Consider the following 23485-nt stretch of genomic DNA (forward strand, 5'->3'; position numbering starts at 1 on the left):
TCAGATTACTTGCGACGACGGACGATCATGTTGTCGGTACGCTTATTACCACGGGTTTTGGCACCCTTGGTTGGGAAGCCCCATGGCGATACCGGATGACGACCACCGGAGGTACGACCCTCGCCACCACCATGCGGGTGGTCAACCGGGTTCATGGCAACACCACGAACGGTTGGACGAACGCCACGCCAGCGCTTGGCACCAGCTTTACCCAACGAACGTAGGCTGTGCTCGGAGTTCGAGACTTCACCCAGGGTCGCACGGCACTCGGAGAGCACTTTGCGCATCTCACCGGAACGCAAGCGCAGGGTCACGTAGACGCCTTCACGAGCAACCAGCTGAGCGGAAGCACCGGCGGAACGCGCAATTTGCGCACCTTTGCCTGGCTTGAGCTCGATACCGTGAATGGTGCTACCCACCGGAATGTTACGCAGCTGCAGGCTGTTGCCTGGCTTGATCGGCGCCAAGGCACCAGAGATCAGCTGGTCGCCAGCACTCACACCCTTAGGCGCGATGATGTAACGACGCTCGCCGTCTGCATAACGCAGCAGGGCCAGGTGAGCAGTACGGTTTGGATCGTATTCGATACGCTCGACAACAGCGGCGATGCCGTCCTTGTCATTGCGACGGAAGTCGACCATACGGTAGTGCTGCTTATGACCACCGCCAATGTGGCGAGTGGTGATACGGCCATTGTTGTTACGACCGCCAGACTTCGATTTCTTCTCGAGCAGCGGAGCGTAAGGAGCGCCTTTATGCAGCTCCTGGTTGACCACCTTGACCACGAAACGGCGGCCAGGGGAAGTCGGTTTGCATTTAACGATTGCCATGATGCACCCCTTCCTTACTCAGCACTGCTGCTGAAATCGAGATCTTGGCCTGGCTGAAGAGCGACAACCGCCTTCTTCCAGTCATTACGCTTGCCCAGACCCCGAGCGGTACGCTTGGTCTTACCCAATACGTTCAGGGTAGTCACGCGCTCCACTTTAACGTCGAACAGAGTTTCAACGGCTTTCTTGATTTCCAACTTAGTAGCGTCAGTCGCAACCTTGAAGACGAACTGGCCTTTCTTTTCAGCCAGGCCGGTGGCCTTCTCGGATACGTGCGGACCAAGCAGAACTTTAAATACGCGTTCCTGGTTCATCCCAGCAGCTCCTCGAATTTCTTCACGGCCGACACAGTGATCAACACTTTGTCGTAAGCGATCAGACTTACCGGGTCGGAACCTTGAACGTCACGTACGTCGACGTGCGGCAGGTTGCGAGCAGCCAGGTACAGGTTCTGATCAACAGCTTCGGAAACGATCAGCACGTCGGTCAGGCCCAAGCCATTCAGCTTGCCCAGCAGCTCTTTGGTTTTCGGTGCTTCGACAGCGAAGTCCTGAACCACTACAAGGCGCTCGGTACGAACCAGCTCACCAAGGATGGAGCGCAATGCTGCGCGATACATCTTCTTGTTGAGTTTCTGAGAGTGGTCCTGAGGGCGAGCTGCGAAAGTAGTACCACCACCACGCCACAGTGGGCTACGGATAGTACCGGCACGAGCACGGCCTGTGCCCTTCTGGCGCCATGGGCGCTTGCCGCCGCCGGATACGTCCGAACGGGTCTTTTGCTGCTTGCTGCCCTGACGACCACCAGCCATATAGGCTACAACGGCCTGGTGAACCAGGGTCTCGTTGAATTCGGCACCAAAGGTCAGTTCGGAAACTTCGATCGCTTGCGCGTCATTTACATTTAATTGCATGTCAGCTTCCCCTTAACCGCGAGCCTTAACAGCTGGACGTACAACTACGTCACCGCCAGTAGCACCAGGAACGGCGCCTTTGACGAGCAGCAGGTTACGTTCAGCGTCTACGCGGACCACTTCCAGGGACTGGACGGTCACGCGCTCGGCGCCCATGTGACCGGACATCTTTTTGCCCTTGAAGACACGACCAGGAGTCTGGCACTGGCCGATGGAGCCCGGAACGCGGTGGGAAACGGAGTTACCGTGGGTATTGTCCTGACCACGGAAGTTCCAGCGCTTGATGGTACCGGCAAAGCCTTTACCTTTGGACTGACCGGTAACGTCTACCAGTTGGCCTGCTGCGAACAGTTCCGAGTTGATCAGATCGCCTGCCTGGTAATCGCCTTCTTCAAGACGGAATTCCCAGACGCCACGGCCAGCAGCTACGTTCGCCTTGGCGAAGTGACCTGCTTGAGCAGCAGTGACGCGCGAAGCACGGCGCTCGCCCACAGTGATTTGCACTGCGCGATAGCCATCGGATTCTTCGGTTTTAAACTGAGTGACGCGATTCGGCTCGATCTCAATGACCGTAACCGGAATAGAGACACCATCTTCGGTGAAGATGCGGGTCATACCGCACTTACGACCGACTACACCAATAGTCATGTTGTAACCTCATGAGTGTACGGGGCTTTCACCCGCTATGGCCGCCCATTTCAGAGCGTTACACGACCAAGACACGGGTCTTAGCCGAGGCTGATCTGTACTTCCACGCCTGCCGCGAGGTCGAGCTTCATCAGCGCATCAACGGTTTTGTCCGTTGGTTGAACGATGTCCAAAACACGCTTATGAGTACGGATTTCGTACTGATCGCGCGCGTCTTTGTTGACGTGCGGAGAGACCAGGACAGTGAACCGCTCCTTACGGGTAGGCAGTGGGATTGGACCACGCACCTGTGCCCCAGTACGTTTCGCGGTTTCCACGATTTCCTGGGTGGATTGGTCGATCAGGCGATGGTCGAATGCCTTCAACCTGATTCGAATTTTCTGATTTTGCATTGGATTTCAGACTCCAGACTCATTCCCCACAGACGGACCACGCCCGTTAAAAGGAGGCGTGATTCTATAGACGCCCCTAACAGGTGTCAACCCAATAAAAAAGCCCCCGCTAGGCGGAGGCTTCTTTCGAGGCAGGAAGCTTACGCGATGATTTTGGCTACAACGCCAGCACCAACGGTACGACCGCCTTCGCGAATTGCGAAGCGCAGGCCATCTTCCATTGCAATGGTTTTGATCAGAGTAACAACGAGTTTAACGTTGTCACCTGGCATTACCATTTCAACGCCTTCCGGCAGTTCGCAGTTACCGGTCACGTCAGTGGTCCGGAAGTAGAACTGTGGACGGTAGCCTTTGAAGAACGGCGTGTGACGACCGCCTTCTTCCTTGCTCAACACGTACACTTCGGCTTCGAAGGTAGTGTGCGGCTTGACAGTGCCTGGCTTGACCAGAACCTGGCCACGCTCAACGTCGTCACGCTTGGTGCCGCGCAGCAGCACGCCACAGTTTTCGCCGGCACGACCTTCGTCCAGCAGCTTGCGGAACATTTCAACGCCGGTGCAGGTGGTGACAGTGGTATCACGCAGACCAACGATTTCCAGAGGATCCTGGACCTTGACGATACCGCGCTCGATACGGCCAGTTACCACAGTACCGCGACCGGAGATCGAGAACACGTCTTCGATTGGCATCAGGAACGGCTTGTCAATAACACGAACAGGCTCAGGAATGTAGCTATCGAGGGTCTCGACCAGCTTCTTCACAGCCGTAGTGCCCATCTCGTTGTCGTCCTGGCCGTTCAGGGCCATCAACGCTGAACCGATGATGATCGGGGTGTCGTCGCCTGGGAAATCGTAGGTGCTGAGCAGGTCACGCACTTCCATTTCAACCAGTTCCAGCAGCTCAGCATCATCTACCATGTCGGCCTTGTTCAGGAACACGACGATGTAGGGAACGCCTACCTGACGGGACAGCAGGATGTGCTCACGAGTCTGAGGCATCGGACCATCAGCGGCCGAGCACACCAGGATTGCGCCGTCCATCTGCGCAGCACCAGTGATCATGTTCTTCACATAGTCAGCGTGACCTGGGCAGTCAACGTGAGCGTAGTGACGAATGCTCGAGTTGTATTCAACGTGAGCGGTGTTGATTGTGATACCACGAGCCTTTTCTTCCGGGGCGCTGTCGATCTTGTCGAAATCAACACGAGCCGAGCCGAAAACTTCGGAGCAGACGCGGGTCAGAGCAGCAGTTAGCGTAGTTTTACCATGGTCAACGTGGCCAATGGTGCCAACGTTAACGTGCGGTAGGGAACGATCAAATTTTTCTTTAGCCACGACAGTGAACCTCTTGCCTAAAGGGAGTTAACCTTGTTTTTTAACCAGCGTTTCGACAATGTTCGAAGGCGCTGGCGAGTATTTGGAGAATTCCATGGAGTAGCTGGCACGGCCCTGGGACATAGAGCGCACGTCGGTTGCGTAACCGAACATTTCGCCCAGCGGCACTTCGGCACGGATGACCTTGCCCGAAACGGTGTCTTCCATACCCTGGATCAGACCACGACGACGGTTCAGGTCACCCATCACGTCACCCATGTAGTCTTCAGGGGTTACTACTTCGACTTTCATGATCGGCTCGAGCACTTCGCCACCGCCCTTCTGGGCTAGCTGCTTAGTTGCCATCGAGGCGGCCACTTTGAACGCCATTTCGTTGGAGTCGACGTCGTGGTACGAACCGTCGAAAACCGTTGCCTTCAAGCCGATCAGAGGATAACCGGCAACAACGCCGTTTTTCATCTGCTCTTCGATGCCCTTCTGAATGGCTGGAATGTATTCCTTAGGAATAACACCACCTACCACTTCGTTGGTGAACACCAGGCCTTCAGTGATGTTGCCGTTTTCGTCCATGTCGGGCTTCGAGAAGCGAACCCAGCAATGACCGAATTGACCACGACCACCAGACTGACGGACGAACTTGCCTTCGATCTCAACGTTGTCCTTGGTGATCTGCTCACGGTAGGACACTTGTGGCTTACCGATGTTAGCTTCGACATTGAACTCACGACGCATACGGTCGACAAGGATGTCCAAGTGAAGCTCACCCATACCAGAAATAATGGTTTGGCCGGTTTCTTCGTCGGTCTTGACGCGGAAAGACGGGTCTTCCTGGGCAAGCTTACCCAGTGCGATGCCCATCTTTTCCTGGTCGTCCTTGGTCTTTGGCTCTACGGCAACCGAAATAACCGGCTCCGGGAAGTCCATGCGCACAAGGATGATTGGCTTGTCAGCTGCGCAAAGGGTGTCACCGGTGGTGACGTCCTTCATGCCGATCAAGGCCGCGATGTCGCCAGCGCGTACTTCCTTGATCTCTTCACGGGTGTTGGCATGCATCTGCACCATACGACCCACGCGCTCTTTCTTGCCTTTAACCGAGTTGATCACGCCGTCGCCGGAGTTCAGAACACCCGAATAAACACGAGCGAAGGTCAAGGTACCCACGAATGGGTCAGTCGCGATCTTGAATGCCAAGGCCGAGAAAGGCTCGTTATCGTCTGCATGACGCTCCATTTCGACAGTCTCGTCATCAGGGTCGGAACCCTTGATAGCTGGAATGTCCACAGGCGCAGGCAGGAAGTCGATGACCGCATCAAGTACCAGGGGAACGCCCTTGTTCTTGAAGGAAGAGCCACAAACAGCCAGAACGATTTCACCTGCGATAGTCCGCTGGCGCAGACCCGCTTTGATTTCCTCGAGGGTGAGTTCTTCACCTTCTAGGTACTTGTTCATGAACTCTTCGTTAGCTTCTGCGGCGGCTTCAATCATGTTTGCACGCCATTCTTCAGCCAGTTCCTGCAGTTCTGCAGGAATCGGCTCACGGCGTGCAGCCATGCCCTTGTCGTCGTCGTTCCAGTACACCGCTTCCATAGTCAGCAGGTCGATCTGGCCTTGGAAGTTGTCTTCCGCGCCGATAGCCAGCTGAATAGGAACAGGGGTATGACCCAGACGCTTTTTGATCTGGTCGATAACGCGCAGGAAGTTTGCGCCAGCACGGTCCATCTTGTTCACGTACACAAGACGTGGAACACCGTACTTGTTGGCTTGACGCCATACGGTTTCGGACTGTGGCTCTACACCCGACGTGCCGCAGAACACAACGACAGCGCCGTCGAGTACGCGCAAGGAGCGCTCTACTTCGATGGTGAAGTCAACGTGACCGGGGGTGTCGATGATGTTGAAGCGGTGCTTGTCGAACTGCTTGTTCGAACCTGCCCAGAAGGCGGTAGTCGCAGCGGAGGTAATGGTAATACCACGCTCCTGCTCCTGCACCATCCAGTCCATGGTCGCGGCGCCATCATGCACCTCGCCCATTTTGTGGTTCACGCCGGTGTAAAACAGCACGCGCTCGGTGGTGGTGGTTTTACCAGCATCCACGTGGGCAACGATACCGATGTTACGGTAGCGGTTAATCGGAGTTGTACGAGCCATAAAGCCCTCGCAAAGTGAGTGACGCTGATATTAGAAGCGGTAGTGCGAGAAGGCCTTGTTGGCTTCGGCCATACGGTGCACGTCTTCACGCTTCTTGACCGCGGCGCCTTTACCTTCAGCAGCATCAAGCAGCTCACCAGCCAAACGCAGTGCCATGGACTTCTCGCCGCGCTTGCGGGCGTAGTCTACGAGCCAACGCATGGCGAGAGCATTACGACGGGATGGACGAACTTCAACCGGCACCTGGTAAGTTGCACCGCCTACACGACGGGACTTTACTTCGACCAGCGGAGCGATGGCGTCGAGAGCTTTCTCGAAGATTTCCAGGGGATCGCTGTTCTTGCGGGCCTTGACCGTTTCCAGAGCGCCGTAAACGATGCGCTCGGCAACGGCTTTTTTGCCGCTTTCCATCACGTGGTTCATGAATTTGGCGAGGATCTGGCTACCGTATTTCGGATCGTCCAGAATTTCACGCTTGGCTGCTACACGACGTCTTGGCATTGATAAGCCCTCAAACGGTCTTCAGGTTAGCCCGGGACTGTGCCCGACCTTACTCTTATCGACTCAATAAAAATGTTGACTGCTGGGTACAGCAAGCAATCCTTACTTAGGACGCTTGGTACCGTATTTCGAACGACCCTGGTTACGACCCTTGACACCTGAGGTGTCCAAGGAACCGCGTACGGTGTGGTAACGCACACCTGGCAAGTCTTTTACACGACCGCCACGGATCAGCACGACGCTGTGCTCTTGCAGGTTGTGACCTTCACCGCCGATGTACGAGGAAACCTCGAAACCGTTGGTCAGGCGCACACGGCATACTTTACGAAGTGCCGAGTTAGGTTTTTTCGGCGTAGTGGTGTACACGCGGGTGCACACGCCACGACGCTGCGGGCAGTTCTGCAGCGCAGGTACGTCGGATTTCTCGACGATACGCTTGCGCGGCTGACGTACCAGCTGGTTAATCGTTGCCATCTTTAAGCTCCACTGATGTCTTTCGACGCTTTGTTGCCCTACTTGGAAAAACAAATGGCAGGGCAAAAGCCCCGCCAAATTTAGGGGTACGAGAGTCTAAAGATCCCTCGCCCCTCAGTCAAGGCAAAGCACGTCTACCCACTAGGCACGCTAGCAGGTAGGCGCACCGCCCTGTCAGTTGCCGCTCGAGTTCAGGGCTTCCGTCAATGCGGCTTCCACTTCACTCGCGCTTACACGCATCGGCTTGTCGGCTTCACGGCGACGCTTACGCTCGCTGTGATAGGCCAGGCCCGTACCGGCAGGGATCAGACGGCCCACCACCACGTTTTCTTTCAAACCGCGCAGATAATCTCGCTTGCCGGTAACCGCTGCCTCGGTGAGTACCCGAGTGGTTTCCTGGAAGGAGGCCGCGGAAATGAAGGATTCCGTGGACAGCGATGCCTTGGTGATACCCAGCAGCACACGGGTGAACTTGGACATGAACTTGTCATCAGCTGCAAGGCGTTCGTTCTCGCCCAACACCTGCGTGAGTTCCATCTGGTCGCCCTTGATGAAGCTGGAATCACCCGACTCGGCAATCTCTACCTTGCGCAGCATCTGGCGCAAAATGGTTTCGATGTGCTTGTCGTTGATCTTCACGCCCTGAAGCCGGTAAACGTCCTGGATCTCGTTGACGATGTACTTGGCCAAGGCGCTCACACCTAACAGGCGCAAGATATCGTGCGGATCGCTTGGGCCGTCGGAGATCACTTCGCCGCGGTTAACCTGTTCGCCTTCGAACACGTTCAGGTGACGCCACTTTGGAATCAGCTCCTCGTACGGATCGCTGCCGTCGTTCGGGGTAATAACCAAGCGACGCTTGCCTTTGGTTTCCTTACCGAACGCAATGGTGCCGCTGACTTCCGCCAGGATCGAAGCTTCTTTCGGACGACGCGCTTCGAACAGGTCGGCTACGCGTGGCAGACCACCGGTAATGTCACGGGTCTTCGACGTTTCTTGCGGGATACGGGCGATTACATCACCCACGCCCACTTGAACACCGTCCGCCACGCCCACCAGCGCGTTAGCTGGCAGGAAGTACTGAGCCGGTACGTCGGTACCTGGCAACAGCAGATCCTTGCCATCAGCACCTACCATCTTCACGGCTGGGCGGATTTCCTTGCCTGCGGCAGGACGATCCTTGGCGTCAAGTACTTCAATGTTGGTCAGGCCGGTCAGTTCATCGGTCTGACGCTTGATCGTGATGCCTTCCTCCATGCCCACGTAGGTCACGGTACCCTTCATTTCGGTCACAATGGGGTGGGTGTGCGGATCCCACTTGGCCACGATGGACCCGGCGTCTACCTTGTCGCCTTCCTTGACTGAGATCACCGCACCATACGGCAGCTTGTAACGCTCACGCTCACGACCGAACTCATCGGCGATGGCCAGCTCACCGGAGCGAGAGACCGCCACCAGATTGCCGTCCGCACGCTCGACGTGCTTGAGGTTGTGCAGACGCACCATGCCGCCGTTCTTCACCTGTACGCTGTCTGCAGCAGAGGTCCGGCTTGCGGCACCACCGATGTGGAAGGTACGCATAGTCAGCTGGGTACCCGGCTCACCGATGGACTGGGCAGCGATAACGCCGACCGCTTCACCGATGTTAACCAGGTGACCACGAGCCAGGTCACGACCGTAGCACTTGGAGCAGATGCCGAAGCGGGTTTCGCAGCTGATCGGCGAGCGAACGATCACTTCGTCGATGCTGTTTAGCTCGATGAACTCAACCCACTTTTCGTCCACCAGAGTACCGGCAGGAACGATAACGTCCTCGGTGCCAGGCTTAAACACGTCACGGGCAATGACACGACCCAGTACGCGTTCACCCAACGGCTCTACCACGTCGCCGCCTTCGATGTGCGGGGTCATGAACAGGCCGTGCTCGGTACCACAGTCGATCTCGGTTACTACCAGATCCTGGGCAACGTCTACCAAACGACGGGTTAGGTAACCGGAGTTTGCAGTCTTAAGTGCGGTATCCGCCAAGCCTTTCCGCGCACCGTGCGTTGAAATGAAGTACTGGAGTACGCTCAAGCCTTCACGGAAGTTCGCAGTGATCGGCGTCTCGATGATCGACCCGTCCGGCTTGGCCATCAAGCCACGCATACCCGCCAATTGACGGATCTGAGCAGCCGAACCACGTGCACCGGAGTCCGCCATCATGTACATGGAGTTGAAGGACTCCTGATCGACTTCCTTGCCTTCACGATCGATGACCTTTTCTTTCGAAAGGTTGGCCATCATCGCTTTGGACACTTCGTCGTTCGCCTTCGACCAGAGGTCGATCACCTTGTTGTACTTCTCGCCCTGAGTAACCAGGCCAGAAGCGTACTGGCTTTCGATTTCCTTCACTTCTTCGGTAGCGGTACCGATGATGCGTGCTTTTTCGTCGGGGATAACGAAATCGTTAACGCCGATCGAAACGCCGGAAATGGTCGAGTATGCAAAACCGGTGTACATCAACTGGTCAGCGAAGATGACAGTTTCCTTCAAACCCACCACGCGGTAGCAATGGTTGATCAGCTTGGAAATAGCCTTCTTCTTCATGGGCTGGTTGACGACTTCGTAAGGCAGACCGGCAGGCACCACCTGGAACAACAACGCGCGGCCAACGGTAGTGTCAACGATACGGGTGCTGGTCACGCTGCCGCCGTCACGGTCGTTCACCGTTTCGGTGATACGCACCTTGATCTTGGCATGTAGGGCGGCTTCGCCAGCACGGAAGACACGGTCAACTTCCTGCAAGTCGGCAAAAATACGCCCCTCGCCCTTGGCATTGATGGCTTCACGGGTCATGTAGTACAGACCCAGAACCACGTCCTGCGAAGGTACGATGATCGGCTCGCCGTTAGCGGGCGAGAGGATGTTGTTGGTGGACATCATCAGCGCGCGCGCTTCCAACTGAGCTTCAAGCGTCAGCGGAACGTGAACGGCCATCTGGTCACCGTCGAAGTCGGCGTTGTACGCCGCGCAGACCAGTGGGTGCAGCTGGATGGCCTTGCCTTCGATCAACACCGGCTCGAACGCTTGGATACCCAGACGGTGCAGGGTAGGCGCGCGGTTGAGCAGTACGGGGTGTTCGCGGATGACTTCAGCGAGAACGTCCCAAACCTCGGGCAGCTCGCGTTCGACCATCTTCTTCGCTGCCTTGATGGTAGTGGCCAGGCCACGCACTTCAAGTTTGCCGAAGATGAACGGCTTGAACAGCTCCAATGCCATCTTCTTGGGAAGACCACACTGATGCAGGCGCAGGGTTGGGCCTACGGTAATTACCGAACGACCTGAGTAGTCCACACGCTTGCCGAGCAGGTTCTGACGGAAACGACCCTGCTTGCCCTTGATCATGTCAGCCAAGGACTTCAAAGGCCGCTTGTTGGAACCGGTAATGGCACGACCACGACGGCCGTTGTCCAGCAGGGCGTCAACCGCTTCCTGAAGCATGCGCTTCTCGTTGCGCACGATGATATCGGGCGCAGACAGATCCAGCAGACGCTTAAGGCGGTTGTTACGGTTGATGACCCGGCGGTACAGGTCGTTCAAGTCGGATGTGGCGAAGCGGCCACCATCCAATGGAACGAGCGGACGCAAGTCAGGCGGCAGCACCGGCAGAACGGTCAGGACCATCCACTCAGGCAGGTTGCCGGAGCCCTGGAAGGCTTCCATCAACTTCAAGCGCTTCGACAGCTTCTTGATCTTGGTCTCGGAATTGGTCTGCGGAATCTCTTCGCGCAGGCGGCCAATTTCGTGTTCCAGGTCGATGGCGTGCAGCAGCTCACGGACGGCTTCAGCACCCATACGGGCGTCAAAATCGTCACCGAACTCTTCGAGGGCTTCGAAGTACTGCTCGTCGTTCAGCAATTGGCCTTTTTCGAGCGTGGTCATGCCCGGATCGATCACTACGTAGCTCTCGAAATAGAGTACGCGTTCGATGTCCCGCAGGGTCATGTCCATCAGCAAGCCGATACGCGATGGCAGCGACTTCAGGAACCAGATGTGAGCAACAGGCGAGGCCAGTTCGATGTGCGCCATGCGCTCGCGACGAACCTTGGCCAGTGCAACCTCAACGCCGCACTTTTCGCAGATGACGCCACGGTGCTTGAGGCGCTTGTACTTACCGCACAGGCACTCGTAGTCCTTTACCGGGCCAAAGATCTTGGCGCAGAAAAGACCGTCGCGTTCAGGCTTGAACGTACGGTAGTTGATGGTTTCGGGCTTCTTGACTTCACCGAATGACCATGAACGGATCATTTCGGGCGAAGCAAGGCCGATACGGATGGCGTCGAATTCTTCGACTTGACCCTGGTTTTTCAGCAGATTCAACAGGTCTTTCAAAGCCTTTCCTCCTGGCGGAGCAGGAAGTGGGGGTTAGCCCCCACTCCCATTCACGTCGCGTGTTATTCGGTTTCCAGATCGATATCGATACCGAGCGAACGAATTTCTTTGATCAACACGTTGAAGGATTCGGGCATGCCCGGCTCCATACGGTGATCGCCGTCCACGATGTTCTTGTACATCTTGGTACGGCCATTCACGTCGTCCGACTTCACGGTGAGCATTTCCTGCAGCGTGTAGGCCGCGCCATACGCTTCCAGCGCCCACACCTCCATCTCCCCGAAACGCTGGCCACCGAACTGAGCCTTACCGCCCAACGGTTGCTGAGTGACCAGACTGTAAGAACCGGTGGAACGTGCATGCATCTTGTCGTCCACCAAGTGGTTCAACTTCAGCATGTACATGTAACCGACCGTCACAGGGCGCTCGAACTTGTTACCGGTACGACCATCGAACAGCTGCATCTGGCCGCTTTCGGGCATGTCAGCAAGCTTGAGCATCGATTTGATTTCGCTTTCCTTGGCCCCATCGAATACTGGAGTAGCCATAGGAACACCGGCTTTCAGGTTCTTGGCCAGAGCCAGTACTTCTTCATCCGAGAGTTCGTCGATGCTCTCGTGGCGCCCGCCGATCTCATTATAGATCTCGTTCAGAAAACCGCGGAGGTCTGCAACCTTACGCTGCTCTTCGAGCATGCGGTTGATCTTCTCGCCCAAGCCTTTGGCTGCAAGGCCCAAGTGGGTTTCAAGGATCTGGCCGACGTTCATACGCGACGGTACACCCAACGGGTTCAGTACCACGTCCACTGGCGTACCGTGGGCGTCGTGCGGCATGTCTTCGACCGGCATGATCACCGAGACAACACCCTTGTTACCGTGACGACCGGCCATCTTGTCGCCCGGCTGGATGCGACGACGGATTGCCAAGTACACCTTCACGATCTTCAGAACGCCTGGCGCCAGGTCATCGCCCTGCTGCAGTTTGCGCTTCTTGTCTTCGAACTTGTCATCCAGAAGACGGCGACGGTCTACGATGTACTGCTGGGCTTTCTCCAGCTGTTCATTGAGCGCGTCTTCGTTCATGCGCAGTTTGAACCACTGCCCATGCTCCAATCCGTCCAGTACCTCGTCAGTCAACTCAGCGCCTTTCTTCAGGCCAGCACCGCCGTCAACCACCTGCCCTACCAGCGCATGACGCAGACGCTCGAACGTAGCACCTTCGACGATCCGAAACTCTTCGTTCAAATCCTTGCGGATCTGGTCGAGCTGGCTCTTCTCGATGGACAGTGCACGAGCATCACGCTCAACGCCATCACGGGTGAAGACCTGAACGTCAATGACAGTACCCTTGGTACCAGTAGGTACGCGCAGGGAGGTATCTTTAACGTCGCTAGCCTTCTCACCGAAGATTGCACGCAGCAGCTTTTCTTCCGGCGTTAGCTGGGTTTCGCCTTTTGGCGTGACCTTGCCGACCAAGATGTCGCCAGCGCCCACTTCAGCACCTACGTACACGATACCGGCTTCGTCCAGCTTGTTCAGCGCTGCTTCTCCCACGTTCGGGATGTCAGCGGTGATTTCCTCTGGGCCAAGCTTGGTGTCACGTGCCACACAGGTGAGTTCCTGGATGTGGATCGTGGTGAAACGGTCTTCCTGCACCACGCGTTCAGACAGGCAGATCGAATCTTCGAAGTTGAAGCCGTTCCACGCCATGAAAGCGATGCGCATGTTCTGACCCAGCGCCAGTTCACCCATGTCGGTGGACGGGCCATCCGCCATGATATCGCCGCGCTCAACCTTGTCACCGCGATTAACCAACGGGCGCTGGTTGATGCAAGTGTTTTGGTTGGAGCGGGTGTACTTGGTCAGGTTGTAGATATCCACACCAGCTTCGCCGGTTTCAACCTCATCGTTGGCAACACGTACCACGATACGGCTTGCATCTACCGAATCGATCACGCCGCCACGGCGTGCGACAACGCAAACGCCGGAATCGCGCGCCACGTTACGTTCCATACCGGTGCCTACCAGAGGCTTGTCGGAACGCAGCGTTGGTACTGCCTGACGCTGCATGTTGGAACCCATCAGCGCGCGGTTGGCGTCGTCGTGTTCCAAGAACGGAATCAGCGATGCGGCCACCGACACAACCTGCTTGGGCGACACGTCCATCAGGGTGACGTCTTCGGGCGCCTTCACGGTGAATTCGTTCAAGTGACGGACCGCCACCAACTCGTCCACCAACTGCTTCTGCTCGTTCATGGCTGCCGAAGCCTGCGCAATCACATGGTCGGCTTCTTCGATAGCGGAGAGGAACACGATCTCATCGGTGACCACACCCTCTTTAACCACACGGTACGGGCTCTCAAGGAAGCCGTACTGGTTGGTACGGGCGTACGCTGCCAAGGAGTTGATCAAGCCGATGTTCGGACCTTCAGGCGTTTCGATCGGGCATACACGGCCGTAATGGGTCGGGTGTACGTCACGTACCTCGAAACCTGCGCGCTCACGCGTAAGACCGCCTGGGCCCAGTGCGGAAACACGGCGCTTGTGGGTAATCTCCGACAGCGGGTTGTTCTGGTCCATGAACTGAGACAACTGGCTGGAACCGAAGAACTCCTTCACCGCCGCAGCCACTGGCTTGGCGTTGATAAGGTCCTGAGGCATCAAGCCTTCGCTTTCAGCCATGGACAGGCGTTCCTTGACGGCACGCTCCACCCGCACCAAGCCCACGCGGAACTGGTTTTCAGCCATTTCGCCTACGCAACGTACGCGACGGTTGCCCAGGTGGTCGATGTCATCGACGATCCCTTTACCGTTACGGATGTCGACCAGGGTCTTGAGGACCGCAACGATGTCATCCTTGCTCAGCACGCCTGAACCTTCGATCTCGGTACGACCGATACGACGGTTGAACTTCATGCGGCCGACTGCAGACAGGTCGTAACGCTCAGCACTGAAGAACAGGTTGTTGAACAATGTTTCGGCAGCGTCCTTGGTAGGCGGCTCGCCTGGGCGCATCATCCGATAAATTTCTACCAAGGCTTCCAGCTGATTGCTGGTGGAGTCGATCTTCAAGGTATCGGAAATGAACGGGCCGCAGTCGATATCGTTGGTGTACAGCGTTTCGATGCGAACGACCTGAGCCTTGGCAATCTTTACAAGCATTTCCGTGGTTAGCTCGGTATTGCACTCAGCGATGATTTCACCAGTAGCCGGGTGCACAATTGCCTTGGCAGTGGTACGGCCAATCATGTAGTCCAGAGGAACTTCAAGATCCTTGATGCCTGCCTTTTCAATCTGATTGATATGGCGAGCGGTGATACGGCGACCCTGCTCGACAATCACCTTGCCATCCTGGTCGGTGATATCCATGGAGGCAATTTCACCGCGCAGGCGCTGTGGCACCAACTCAAGGCTAAGGTTCTCACCCTTCACATGGAAGATGTTGGTGGTGTAGAACGCATTCAACACTTCTTCAGTGGTGTAGCCAAGCGCGCGTAGCAGTACTGAAGCCGGCAGTTTGCGACGGCGGTCGATACGGACGAATACGCAGTCCTTCGGATCGAACTCGAAGTCCAACCAGGAACCGCGGTACGGAATGATGCGAGCCGAATACAGCAGCTTGCCCGAGCTGTGGGTCTTGCCACGGTCGTGGTCAAAGAAGACGCCAGGCGAACGGTGCAGTTGGGAAACGATTACTCGCTCAGTACCGTTGATGACGAAGGTACCGTTTTCAGTCATCAGGGGGATTTCACCCATGTAGACTTCTTGTTCCTTGATGTCTTTGATCGCTTTGTTCGAGGACTCTTTGTCGAAGATGATCAGGCGCACCTTGACCCGCAATGGAACTGCGAAGGTCACGCCACGAAGCACGCACTCCTTCACGTCGAACGCGGGCTCGCCCAGGCGATAACCAACGTACTCCAGGGCAGCGTTGCCGGAGTAGCTGATGATCGGGAAAACCGATTTGAAGGCCGCATGCAGACCGACGTCGCGGAACTGATCCTTGGTCACTCCCGCCTGCAAGAATTCCCGATAGGAATCCAGCTGGATGGCCAGGAGGTAAGGCACATCCATGACGTCCGGCAACTTGCTAAAGTCCTTGCGGATACGTTTTTTCTCAGTGTATGAGTAAGCCATCAGCGTTCCCCAGCTTGGTCACCTGCTTGTTTGGCCTCTCCCGGCGGGAGTAGCCAGAAAATCTTGCAGACCCCTTGGTCTGCTACACCCCCGGCGGGGTGGAGTACCGCGTGTTACAGACGTTGTAGCAACAGCCAGTAACGGAAAAAGGCCGGTGGCATAAGCCACCAGCCATCAGCCTTCTGCTTGACGCTCGGGCTGCGGAGGCAAAATCGAAGTTACTTGACTTCGACTTTGGCGCCAGCGTCTTCCAGAGACTTCTTCAGAGCAGCAGCTTCTTCTTTCGAAGCGTTTTCTTTTACAACGCCCAGGTCATCAACGACAGCCTTGGCTTCTTTCAGACCCAGACCGGTGGCTTCACGTACAGCCTTGATGACGTTTACTTTCTTCTCGCCGGCTTCGACCAGTTTAACGGTGAATTCGGTTTGCTCTTCTTCAACAGCGGCGGCAGCAGCTGGGCCAGCAGAGGCGGCAGCAGCGGTAACACCGAAGGTTTCTTCCATTGCTTTGATCAGCTCAACAACTTCCAGAACGGTTTTCTGGCCGATTGCTTCGATGATTTGCTCGTTAGTCAGAGACATGACTATGAATTCCTGTATTGGGGTGACAGCCTACGCAGCCATCAAATTAAACATATGATTTTGAAAGGGCTTGCGCAGGGTTAGGCTGCGGTTGCTTCTTTCTGGTCGCGAATAGCCGCCAGAGTACGAGCCAACTTGCTGGTAGCGCCTTGAATCACGCTCATCAGCTGAGAGATCGCCTCGTCGCGGGTTGGCAGCGAAGCCAACACGTCGATCTGGTTTGCTGCGAGGTACTTGCCCTCGAACGCAGCTGCCTTGATTTCGAACTTGTCCTGACCCTTGGAAAACTCTTTGAACAGACGAGCAGCAGCGCCCGGGTGCTCAGTGGAGAATGCAATCAGGGTCGGGCCTTTGAACGCGTCGTTGAGAATACTGTAGTCAGTACCTTCAACAGCACGGCGCAGCAGGGTGTTACGTACGACACGCACGTAAACGCCAGCTTCGCGGGCCTCTTTACGGAGTCCGGTCATAGCGCTTACAGTCACACCACGGGCATCAGCCACGACAGCGGACAGAGCAGCTTTGGCAGCCTCGTTGACTTCAGCGACGATGGCCTTCTTGTCTTCGAGTTTAATTGCCACGGGTTTACTCCTGGTTTTTACCGTTTCATCCGATCAAGATCAGATGTCGTTTTGGTGTCTGATTCGGTAAGGAATCGGGAGCACCATCTGCGTAGGCTTGTGGTTTAAGACAAATGCCGCCTACGGTCTTGGATAGCCCCCGTCAGGCAGGGACCCCAATTTTCTACATACAGGCACGCCAAGGCATGCCCGCTGTGGTGTTACGCGTCCAGCGAACCCTGATCGATCACCAGGCCTGGGCCCATGGTGGTGCTCAAGGTAACGCGCTTGACGTAGATACCTTTTGAGGAAGCAGGCTTGATACGCTTGAGGTCAGCGATCAGGGCTTCGACGTTTTCCTTCAGCTTGACGGCTTCAAAGCCAACCTTGCCAACGGAGGTATGAATAATACCGTTTTTATCGGTGCGATAACGAACCTGACCAGCTTTGGCGTTTTTCACGGCAGTAGCTACGTCTGGCGTTACGGTACCCACTTTCGGGTTAGGCATCAGGCCGCGCGGACCAAGAACCTGACCCAACTGACCCACTACGCGCATGGCATCCGGGGATGCAATCACTACGTCATAGTTCAGGTCGCCGCCTTTCATTTCGGCAGCCAGGTCATCCATACCTACACGGTCTGCGCCGGCAGCCAATGCGGCCTCAGCGGCAGGACCCTGAGTAAATACGGCAACGCGCACAGTTTTACCGGTGCCGTGAGGCAGGACGGTTGCGCTACGCACGACCTGGTCGGATTTACGTGGGTCAACGCCCAGGTTAACCGCGACGTCTACTGACTCGCTGAATTTCACGGTGGACAGCTCAGCCAACAGATTAGCTGCGTCTTCAAAGCTATACGCCTTGCCTGCTTCAATCTTCGAAGCCATTGCTTTTTGACGCTTGGTTTGCTTAGCCATTACACACCCTCCACATTCAGACCCATGCTGCGAGCGGAGCCAGCGATGGTACGCACGGCGGCATCGAGGCTGGCAGCGGTCAGATCAGCATTCTTGGCTTTAGCGATGTCTTCGAGCTGTGCCCGAGTCACTGTGCCTACCTTGACAGTGTTCGGACGTGCCGAACCACTGGTAAGGCCTGCTGCTTTCTTCAGCAACACTGATGCTGGCGTACTTTTGGTTTCGAACGTGAAGCTACGGTCACTGTAGACCGTGATGATCACAGGCGTCGGCAAACCTGGTTCCATGCCCTGAGTACGGGCGTTGAACGCTTTGCAGAATTCCATGATGTTCACGCCGTGCTGACCCAGTGCTGGACCAACGGGCGGGCTTGGATTGGCCTGTGCGGCCTTTACTTGCAGCTTGATATAAGCCGTGATTTTTTTAGCCATGAGCTACTCCAATTTGGGTACAAGCGCCTTACGGCTCCCCATCTGCTTACGTTTTATCCCGATGACGACAAAACCCCGCAGCTTACGCCTGCGGGGTATGGGACGCGTCTTCAATCAGACCTTTTCGACCTGACTGAACTCCAGCTCCACCGGGGTAGAGCGGCCGAAAATAAGGACCGCAACCTGCAGTCGGCTTTTCTCGTAGTTAACTTCTTCGACAGCGCCATTGAAATCAGCGAATGGACCGTCGGTTACGCGAACGACCTCACCTGGCTCGAACAGAGTCTTAGGTTTGGGCTTATCACTGCCATCAGCGACGCGACGCAGGATAGCTTCAGCTTCTTTGTCAGTGATAGGTGCAGGCTTGTCTGCTGTGCCACCAATGAAGCCCAGAACGCGAGGAGTGTCCTTGACAAGATGCCAAGTGCCTTCGTTCATGTCCATCTGGACCAGTACATAACCGGGGAAAAACTTGCGCTCACTTTTGCGCTTCTGGCCGTTCCGCATTTCTACCACTTCTTCGGTAGGAACAAGAATCTCGCCAAACTGTTCTTCCATTTCGGCGTTTTTGACACGCTCTGTCAAAGAGCGCATGACGTGCTTCTCGTAACCCGAGTAAGCATGCACAACGTACCAACGCTTAGCCACGAGACACCTTTAGCCTACAATCAGGGAAACAAGCCAGCCAAGGAGGGAATCAAGCCCCCACAGCAGCAAGGCCATTACCAGAACGACAGCCACTACAATCATGGTTGTCTGCGCAGTCTCTTGGCGCGTTGGCCAAACGACTTTACGGATTTCGGTGCGAGCTTCTTTTGCCAGGACAAAAAAAGATTTGCCCTTGACCGTCTGAAGCGCGACGTAAGCGGCAACGGCCGCCAACACGATCAGCGCAAGCACACGGTACAGGACTGGAGTCGCCGAGTAATACTGATTACCGACAACCCCCACTACGACCAATGCAACAACGACCAACCACTTAAGGAGATCGAAACGGGCGTCAGAGGCTTCGGCCTTCGGCATCATTTTGGAGAAATCCTGTTAAAAGAAAGCCAGACACCGAAGTGAATCTGGCAGGTCAGGAGGGAATCGAACCCCCAACCTACGGTTTTGGAGACCGTCGCTCTGCCAATTGAGCTACTGACCTAAAACTGAATCAGGCCGACCATTATGCCGGCCTGATGGAGAGATTACAACTACTTACTCGATGACTTTGGCAACAACGCCAGCGCCAACGGTACGACCGCCTTCACGAATTGCGAAGCGCAGACCGTCTTCCATTGCGATGGTTTTGATCAGGGTAACAGTCATCTGAATGTTATCGCCTGGCATTACCATTTCAACGCCTTCCGGCAGTTCGCAGTTACCGGTCACGTCGGTGGTCCGGAAGTAGAACTGTGGACGGTAGCCTTTGAAGAATGGCGTGTGACGACCCCCTTCTTCCTTGGACAGTACGTACACTTCAGCAGTGAACTTGGTGTGCGGCTTGACGGTGCCTGGCTTGACCAGAACTTGGCCACGCTCAACGTCGTCACGCTTGGTTCCGCGCAGCAGCACGCCGCAGTTCTCGCCTGCACGACCTTCATCCAGCAGCTTGCGGAACATTTCAACGCCAGTGCAGGTTGTTTTCTGAGTTGGACGCAGGCCCACAATCTCAACTTCTTCCTGGATCTTGACGATGCCACGCTCAACACGGCCGGTCACAACAGTACCGCGACCAGAGATCGAGAACACGTCTTCGATTGGCATCAGGAACGGCTTGTCGATAGCACGCTCAGGCTCAGGAATGTAGCTGTCGAGGGTCTCCACCAGCTTCTTCACAGCCGTAGTGCCCATCTCGTTATCATCTTGGCCATTCAGGGCCATCAACGCCGAACCGATGATGATCGGGGTGTCATCGCCTGGAAAATCGTAGGTGCTGAGCAGGTCACGCACTTCCATCTCAACCAGTTCCAGCAGCTCAGCGTCATCTACCATGTCAGCCTTGTTCAGGAACACGACGATGTAGGGAACGCCTACCTGACGGGACAACAGGATGTGTTCACGAGTCTGAGGCATCGGACCATCAGCGGCCGAGCATACCAGGATCGCCCCATCCATCTGCGCAGCACCGGTGATCATGTTCTTCACATAGTCAGCGTGACCTGGGCAGTCAACGTGAGCGTAGTGACGAACAGCCGAGTCGTACTCGACGTGTGCGGTGTTGATGGTGATACCACGAGCCTTCTCTTCCGGGGCGCTGTCAATCTTGTCGAAGTCAACCTTGGCCGAACCGAAGACTTCGGAGCAGACACGGGTCAGAGCAGCAGTCAGAGTGGTTTTACCGTGGTCAACGTGACCGATGGTGCCAACGTTGACGTGCGGCTTGTTACGTTCGAATTTTTCCTTCGCCATCTGACCACCCCCCGCAGAAGAATTTAGCTAGACAAACAATCTATAAAACAAAGGCAGATATTTTCATATCTGCCTCTAAAATGGAGCTCTTGAGCGGATTTGAACCGCTGACCTCACCCTTACCAAGGGTGTGCTCTACCAACTGAGCTACAAGAGCATACAACCGTGCAATAGCAGCAAACGTGGAGCGGGTAGCGGGAATCGAACCCGCATCATCAGCTTGGAAGGCTGAGGTTCTACCACTAAACTATACCCGCGGAGCTTGCAGCTCTCGCTAAAACTGGTGGAGGGGGAAGGATTCGAACCTTCGAAGTCGTAGACGTCAGATTTACAGTCTGATCCCTTTGGCCGCTCGGGAACCCCTCCTGAACGTGGGCGGCATTTTCTACTCTGCCGTCCTTCCTGTCAAGCTTTTCTCATTAAAATCTTGAGGTTAGCTGTTCCGACAGGGCTCTTTAAGTCACCAACCTTGCTGAGCGGGCGCCATTCTATTCAAAGCGCTGAACCGTTGCAATGCCTGAGTACGGATTAATTTTAGCTTCAAGTCATTGATACTGTTAGTTAGATCTTTAAACACTGGATATCGAGGAATGCCTTACTCACCCATAGACATTACAGCTAGGCTATGGCGCCGCGTCCCTGGTATTTGGCGGGTTACCTGCCTCATTTAGCAGCTGGATGTCATGACTCCCCTTTGCCCCAGCGGCAGCGGCTGTGATGTCCTTTGCCCTTACCGGTGAATCTTGCAGGTTCCATATGAGATAGCAGCCATTGAGTACCAGAAGGAGCAGAAACAACCAGCGCATGGATCAGACCTCACGTCAGTGGGCAGGCAATTGCCAAGCCCTTGAATACCAGGTCGGGCACAACCTTCACGCCTGGGAAGGCAGCGCTTATAAGTGATGCATCCCCACCTGTCAGGAAGGCGGCGTAGTCGTCTCCCCAGTAGAGCGAGGCCTGCTCAAGCTGTGTGGCAACGAAACCACGCAACATCAATAGACAGCCTCGCTCCACAGCCTCGACGGTAGAGCGGCCCGGGCGTAATGTAGCGATGGCCTGCCCGGCGGAATAATCATCGTACCGAATACGGCGAGTGTGAGTACGCAGCTGATTGCGCATCAAGCCGAGCCCTGGGCAGATAAACCCTCCCAAATGCTCCCCTTGTGCACTAACGAAGTCAGAGGTTATGGCTGTACCAAGGTCGACCACAACGCAGGCGCGTTTAGCTAACTCGAATGCGCCCAGCACCGCGACCCAGCGATCGAGGCCCAATCGGTCGAAGTCTTCATAGCCGTTGGTAACTCCTGCCTGTGCCTTCGCTGGTTGAGCGCGGTGACACATTAATCCCAATGCTTGCTTTAGGGCCTGAGTTAGCTGTTGAGTCTCTTCCTCGGATCGCACACTGACCAGGCGGCAGTGCTTCAAGCCTGTCACCGACGATGCGGCTAACTGAGCGAGCAGTTCCTCGTCCGAGCCCACTACACCGCCAGCGCGTACTTCCCTGCCTTCGGCGCTAACCATACGCCACTTTATGAAGCTGTTACCGCAATCGAGCTCAAGAATCATTATGCAACCTCAGGCTCAGCTCTCCGCCACTGTAGTGTCGCTCAGCGCCTTCAACTTCAAGCCTTAATGCACCTTGTTCCGTGACGCCTAACACGATTCCTTGCGTCACCTGTGTGCCTGATATCAAGTCTACGGCTTGCCCCTGCCATGCATGTAACGCCTCCCATTCATCACGCAGCCCTGGAAACCCTAGTGTTTCAAGCCGCGCCAAGTACTCAGCGAGTGCCTGGCTGAGGGATATGGCTAATGCGGTGCGGTCTGCCAATTTGTGTGTCAACAGATAGAGCGATGTCCAAGGCTGGTCTATACCTTCCGCTGTACGCATATTGGCATTGATACCTATCCCAAGTACCACATGGCATTGCTCGACAGGATCGCCTACCAGCTCTAAAAGAATGCCGGCAATCTTCTGACCTCGTACCACCACATCGTTTGGCCATTTCAGCATTGCATCGGGTACGCCATGCAACCGTAGGCATGTGACCACAGCCATACCGGCCACGAGACTTAATCCATCCAGCCGCCTAATCCCCCCCTGTACAGGGATGATCAAGCTGTAATAAAGGTTGGCGGCATAAGGGCTGAACCACGCTCTACCTCGCCGACCCCGGCCTGCATCCTGACGCTCCGCCAGGATCAGCGACGGCTGGGCTATGCCTTGCGAGACTGCCCGCAATGCTTGCGCATTGGTAGAGTCCAATATGTGGTGCAGCTCGACCGCCCACCCTAAGGCTGCAAGGCGAGGGTTCAGCTGTTCAAGGTCTAATAGGGACAGTGGGGCCGCTAAACAGTAACCGCGTCCGCGAACTTTATGCACCTCTAGGCCTAAATCGTCTTCCAGCAGCTGGAGTTGCTTCCAGACTGCGCTACGGCTTATTCCCAGCGCCCGCCCTAGATCTTCACCGGAATGAAACTGACCATCTTGCAATAGGGTTAACAGCCTGGACATTGGGTTACTCGCCTAACATGAGGCCCGCATGATAACGACGGCACTAGGGGTTGCATAGAACGTGGATCTGACTTGAGACAGATATACAGGGGAAGCCAAGCAATCTATTCAGCCGTAAAAAACAAAACCCCTGACCGCAGTGCGATCAGGGGTTTTGGGTGTGAATCTTGACGATGACCTACTCTCACATGGGGAAACCCCACACTACCATCGGCGATGCATCGTTTCACTGCTGAGTTCGGGAAGGGATCAGGTGGTTCCAATGCTCTATGGTCGTCAAGAAATTCGGTAGCCGCGGCGCGTACACGTCGTGGCGAATCTGGGTATGTGAGTGTGC

General features: G+C 55.7%; 20 protein-coding genes, 4 tRNA genes and 1 rRNA gene. All 25 read right to left on the bottom strand.

Annotated elements, in window-relative coordinates:
- Positions 1 to 5: 5 nt before the first annotated feature.
- Positions 6 to 830, bottom strand: a complete 825-nt coding sequence (gene rplB, locus AC4LE2_RS18710) for a 50S ribosomal protein L2 (protein ID WP_483830542.1) — start codon at positions 828 to 830, stop codon at positions 6 to 8.
- Positions 831 to 844: 14 nt separating this feature from the next.
- A complete protein-coding gene (gene rplW, locus AC4LE2_RS18715) occupies positions 845 to 1144 on the bottom strand; it encodes a 50S ribosomal protein L23 (protein WP_168085197.1) in 300 nt (99 codons plus the stop codon).
- Complete coding sequence (rplD, locus tag AC4LE2_RS18720) at positions 1141 to 1743, bottom strand: 50S ribosomal protein L4 (RefSeq protein WP_491827341.1); 603 nt, start codon at positions 1741 to 1743, stop codon at positions 1141 to 1143. Before rplD ends, rplW begins: the two co-directional genes overlap by 4 nt.
- A 12-nt stretch (positions 1744 to 1755) precedes the next feature.
- Positions 1756 to 2391, bottom strand: coding sequence for a 50S ribosomal protein L3 (rplC, locus tag AC4LE2_RS18725; RefSeq protein ID WP_491827343.1), 636 nt, complete (start codon positions 2389 to 2391; stop codon positions 1756 to 1758).
- An 80-nt stretch (positions 2392 to 2471) separates the two neighbouring features.
- Positions 2472 to 2783 (bottom strand): 30S ribosomal protein S10, encoded by a 312-nt coding sequence (gene rpsJ, locus AC4LE2_RS18730; RefSeq protein ID WP_003232414.1) that lies wholly within the window; start codon positions 2781 to 2783, stop codon positions 2472 to 2474.
- A 140-nt stretch (positions 2784 to 2923) separates the two neighbouring features.
- Positions 2924 to 4117, bottom strand: coding sequence for an elongation factor Tu (gene tuf / locus AC4LE2_RS18735; protein ID WP_491827344.1), 1194 nt, complete (start codon positions 4115 to 4117; stop codon positions 2924 to 2926).
- A gap of 27 nt (positions 4118 to 4144) precedes the next feature.
- Entirely contained in the window at positions 4145 to 6265 is a 2121-nt protein-coding gene (fusA, locus tag AC4LE2_RS18740) for an elongation factor G (protein ID WP_491827345.1), read from the bottom strand.
- A 30-nt stretch (positions 6266 to 6295) separates the two neighbouring features.
- The gene (gene rpsG, locus AC4LE2_RS18745) at positions 6296 to 6766 is read right to left on the bottom strand and encodes a 30S ribosomal protein S7 (protein ID WP_040261491.1); all 471 of its coding nucleotides are present in this window, start codon (positions 6764 to 6766) and stop codon (positions 6296 to 6298) included.
- A gap of 102 nt (positions 6767 to 6868) precedes the next feature.
- Positions 6869 to 7240 (bottom strand): 30S ribosomal protein S12, encoded by a 372-nt coding sequence (gene rpsL / locus AC4LE2_RS18750; RefSeq protein ID WP_003186084.1) that lies wholly within the window; start codon positions 7238 to 7240, stop codon positions 6869 to 6871.
- Positions 7241 to 7414: 174 nt separating this feature from the next.
- Positions 7415 to 11614, bottom strand: coding sequence for a DNA-directed RNA polymerase subunit beta' (gene rpoC / locus AC4LE2_RS18755; protein ID WP_491827349.1), 4200 nt, complete (start codon positions 11612 to 11614; stop codon positions 7415 to 7417).
- A 62-nt stretch (positions 11615 to 11676) separates the two neighbouring features.
- Entirely contained in the window at positions 11677 to 15750 is a 4074-nt protein-coding gene (gene rpoB / locus AC4LE2_RS18760; RefSeq protein WP_491827351.1) for a DNA-directed RNA polymerase subunit beta, read from the bottom strand.
- Positions 15751 to 15968: 218 nt separating this feature from the next.
- Positions 15969 to 16331, bottom strand: coding sequence for a 50S ribosomal protein L7/L12 (gene rplL, locus AC4LE2_RS18765; RefSeq protein ID WP_491827353.1), 363 nt, complete (start codon positions 16329 to 16331; stop codon positions 15969 to 15971).
- A gap of 80 nt (positions 16332 to 16411) precedes the next feature.
- On the bottom strand, positions 16412 to 16912 hold the full coding sequence (rplJ, locus tag AC4LE2_RS18770) for a 50S ribosomal protein L10 (protein ID WP_491827355.1): 501 nt from the start codon (positions 16910 to 16912) through the stop codon (positions 16412 to 16414).
- 200 nt (positions 16913 to 17112) lie between these two features.
- Positions 17113 to 17808 (bottom strand): 50S ribosomal protein L1, encoded by a 696-nt coding sequence (rplA, locus tag AC4LE2_RS18775; RefSeq protein ID WP_491827357.1) that lies wholly within the window; start codon positions 17806 to 17808, stop codon positions 17113 to 17115.
- A complete protein-coding gene (rplK, locus tag AC4LE2_RS18780) occupies positions 17808 to 18239 on the bottom strand; it encodes a 50S ribosomal protein L11 (RefSeq protein WP_225776110.1) in 432 nt (143 codons plus the stop codon). Before rplK ends, rplA begins: the two co-directional genes overlap by 1 nt.
- Positions 18240 to 18353: 114 nt before the next feature.
- Positions 18354 to 18887: a transcription termination/antitermination protein NusG gene (nusG, locus tag AC4LE2_RS18785; RefSeq protein ID WP_491827359.1), complete on the bottom strand. Its 534-nt coding sequence runs from the start codon at positions 18885 to 18887 to the stop codon at positions 18354 to 18356.
- A gap of 9 nt (positions 18888 to 18896) precedes the next feature.
- Complete coding sequence (gene secE, locus AC4LE2_RS18790) at positions 18897 to 19265, bottom strand: preprotein translocase subunit SecE (protein ID WP_491827361.1); 369 nt, start codon at positions 19263 to 19265, stop codon at positions 18897 to 18899.
- 45 nt (positions 19266 to 19310) lie between these two features.
- Positions 19311 to 19386 (bottom strand) — tRNA-Trp (locus AC4LE2_RS18795).
- A 53-nt stretch (positions 19387 to 19439) separates the two neighbouring features.
- The gene (gene tuf, locus AC4LE2_RS18800) at positions 19440 to 20633 is read right to left on the bottom strand and encodes an elongation factor Tu (RefSeq protein ID WP_483830545.1); all 1194 of its coding nucleotides are present in this window, start codon (positions 20631 to 20633) and stop codon (positions 19440 to 19442) included.
- A gap of 81 nt (positions 20634 to 20714) precedes the next feature.
- A tRNA-Thr gene (locus AC4LE2_RS18805) sits at positions 20715 to 20790 on the bottom strand.
- Between the two features lie 26 nt (positions 20791 to 20816).
- Positions 20817 to 20890: transfer RNA gene (locus tag AC4LE2_RS18810), tRNA-Gly, on the bottom strand.
- A gap of 24 nt (positions 20891 to 20914) precedes the next feature.
- Positions 20915 to 20999, bottom strand: a tRNA-Tyr gene (locus AC4LE2_RS18815).
- Between the two features lie 450 nt (positions 21000 to 21449).
- Positions 21450 to 22199 (bottom strand): pantothenate kinase, encoded by a 750-nt coding sequence (locus AC4LE2_RS18820; RefSeq protein ID WP_491827363.1) that lies wholly within the window; start codon positions 22197 to 22199, stop codon positions 21450 to 21452.
- Entirely contained in the window at positions 22189 to 23148 is a 960-nt protein-coding gene (gene birA / locus AC4LE2_RS18825) for a bifunctional biotin--[acetyl-CoA-carboxylase] ligase/biotin operon repressor BirA (protein WP_491827365.1), read from the bottom strand. The genes AC4LE2_RS18820 and birA overlap by 11 nt, the downstream gene beginning before the upstream one ends.
- Before the next feature lie 165 nt (positions 23149 to 23313).
- A 5S ribosomal RNA gene (gene rrf / locus AC4LE2_RS18830) occupies positions 23314 to 23429 on the bottom strand.
- Between the last annotated feature and the right edge of the window lie 56 nt (positions 23430 to 23485).

It is taken from the genome of Pseudomonas sp. 9.3L (assembly GCF_058536285.1).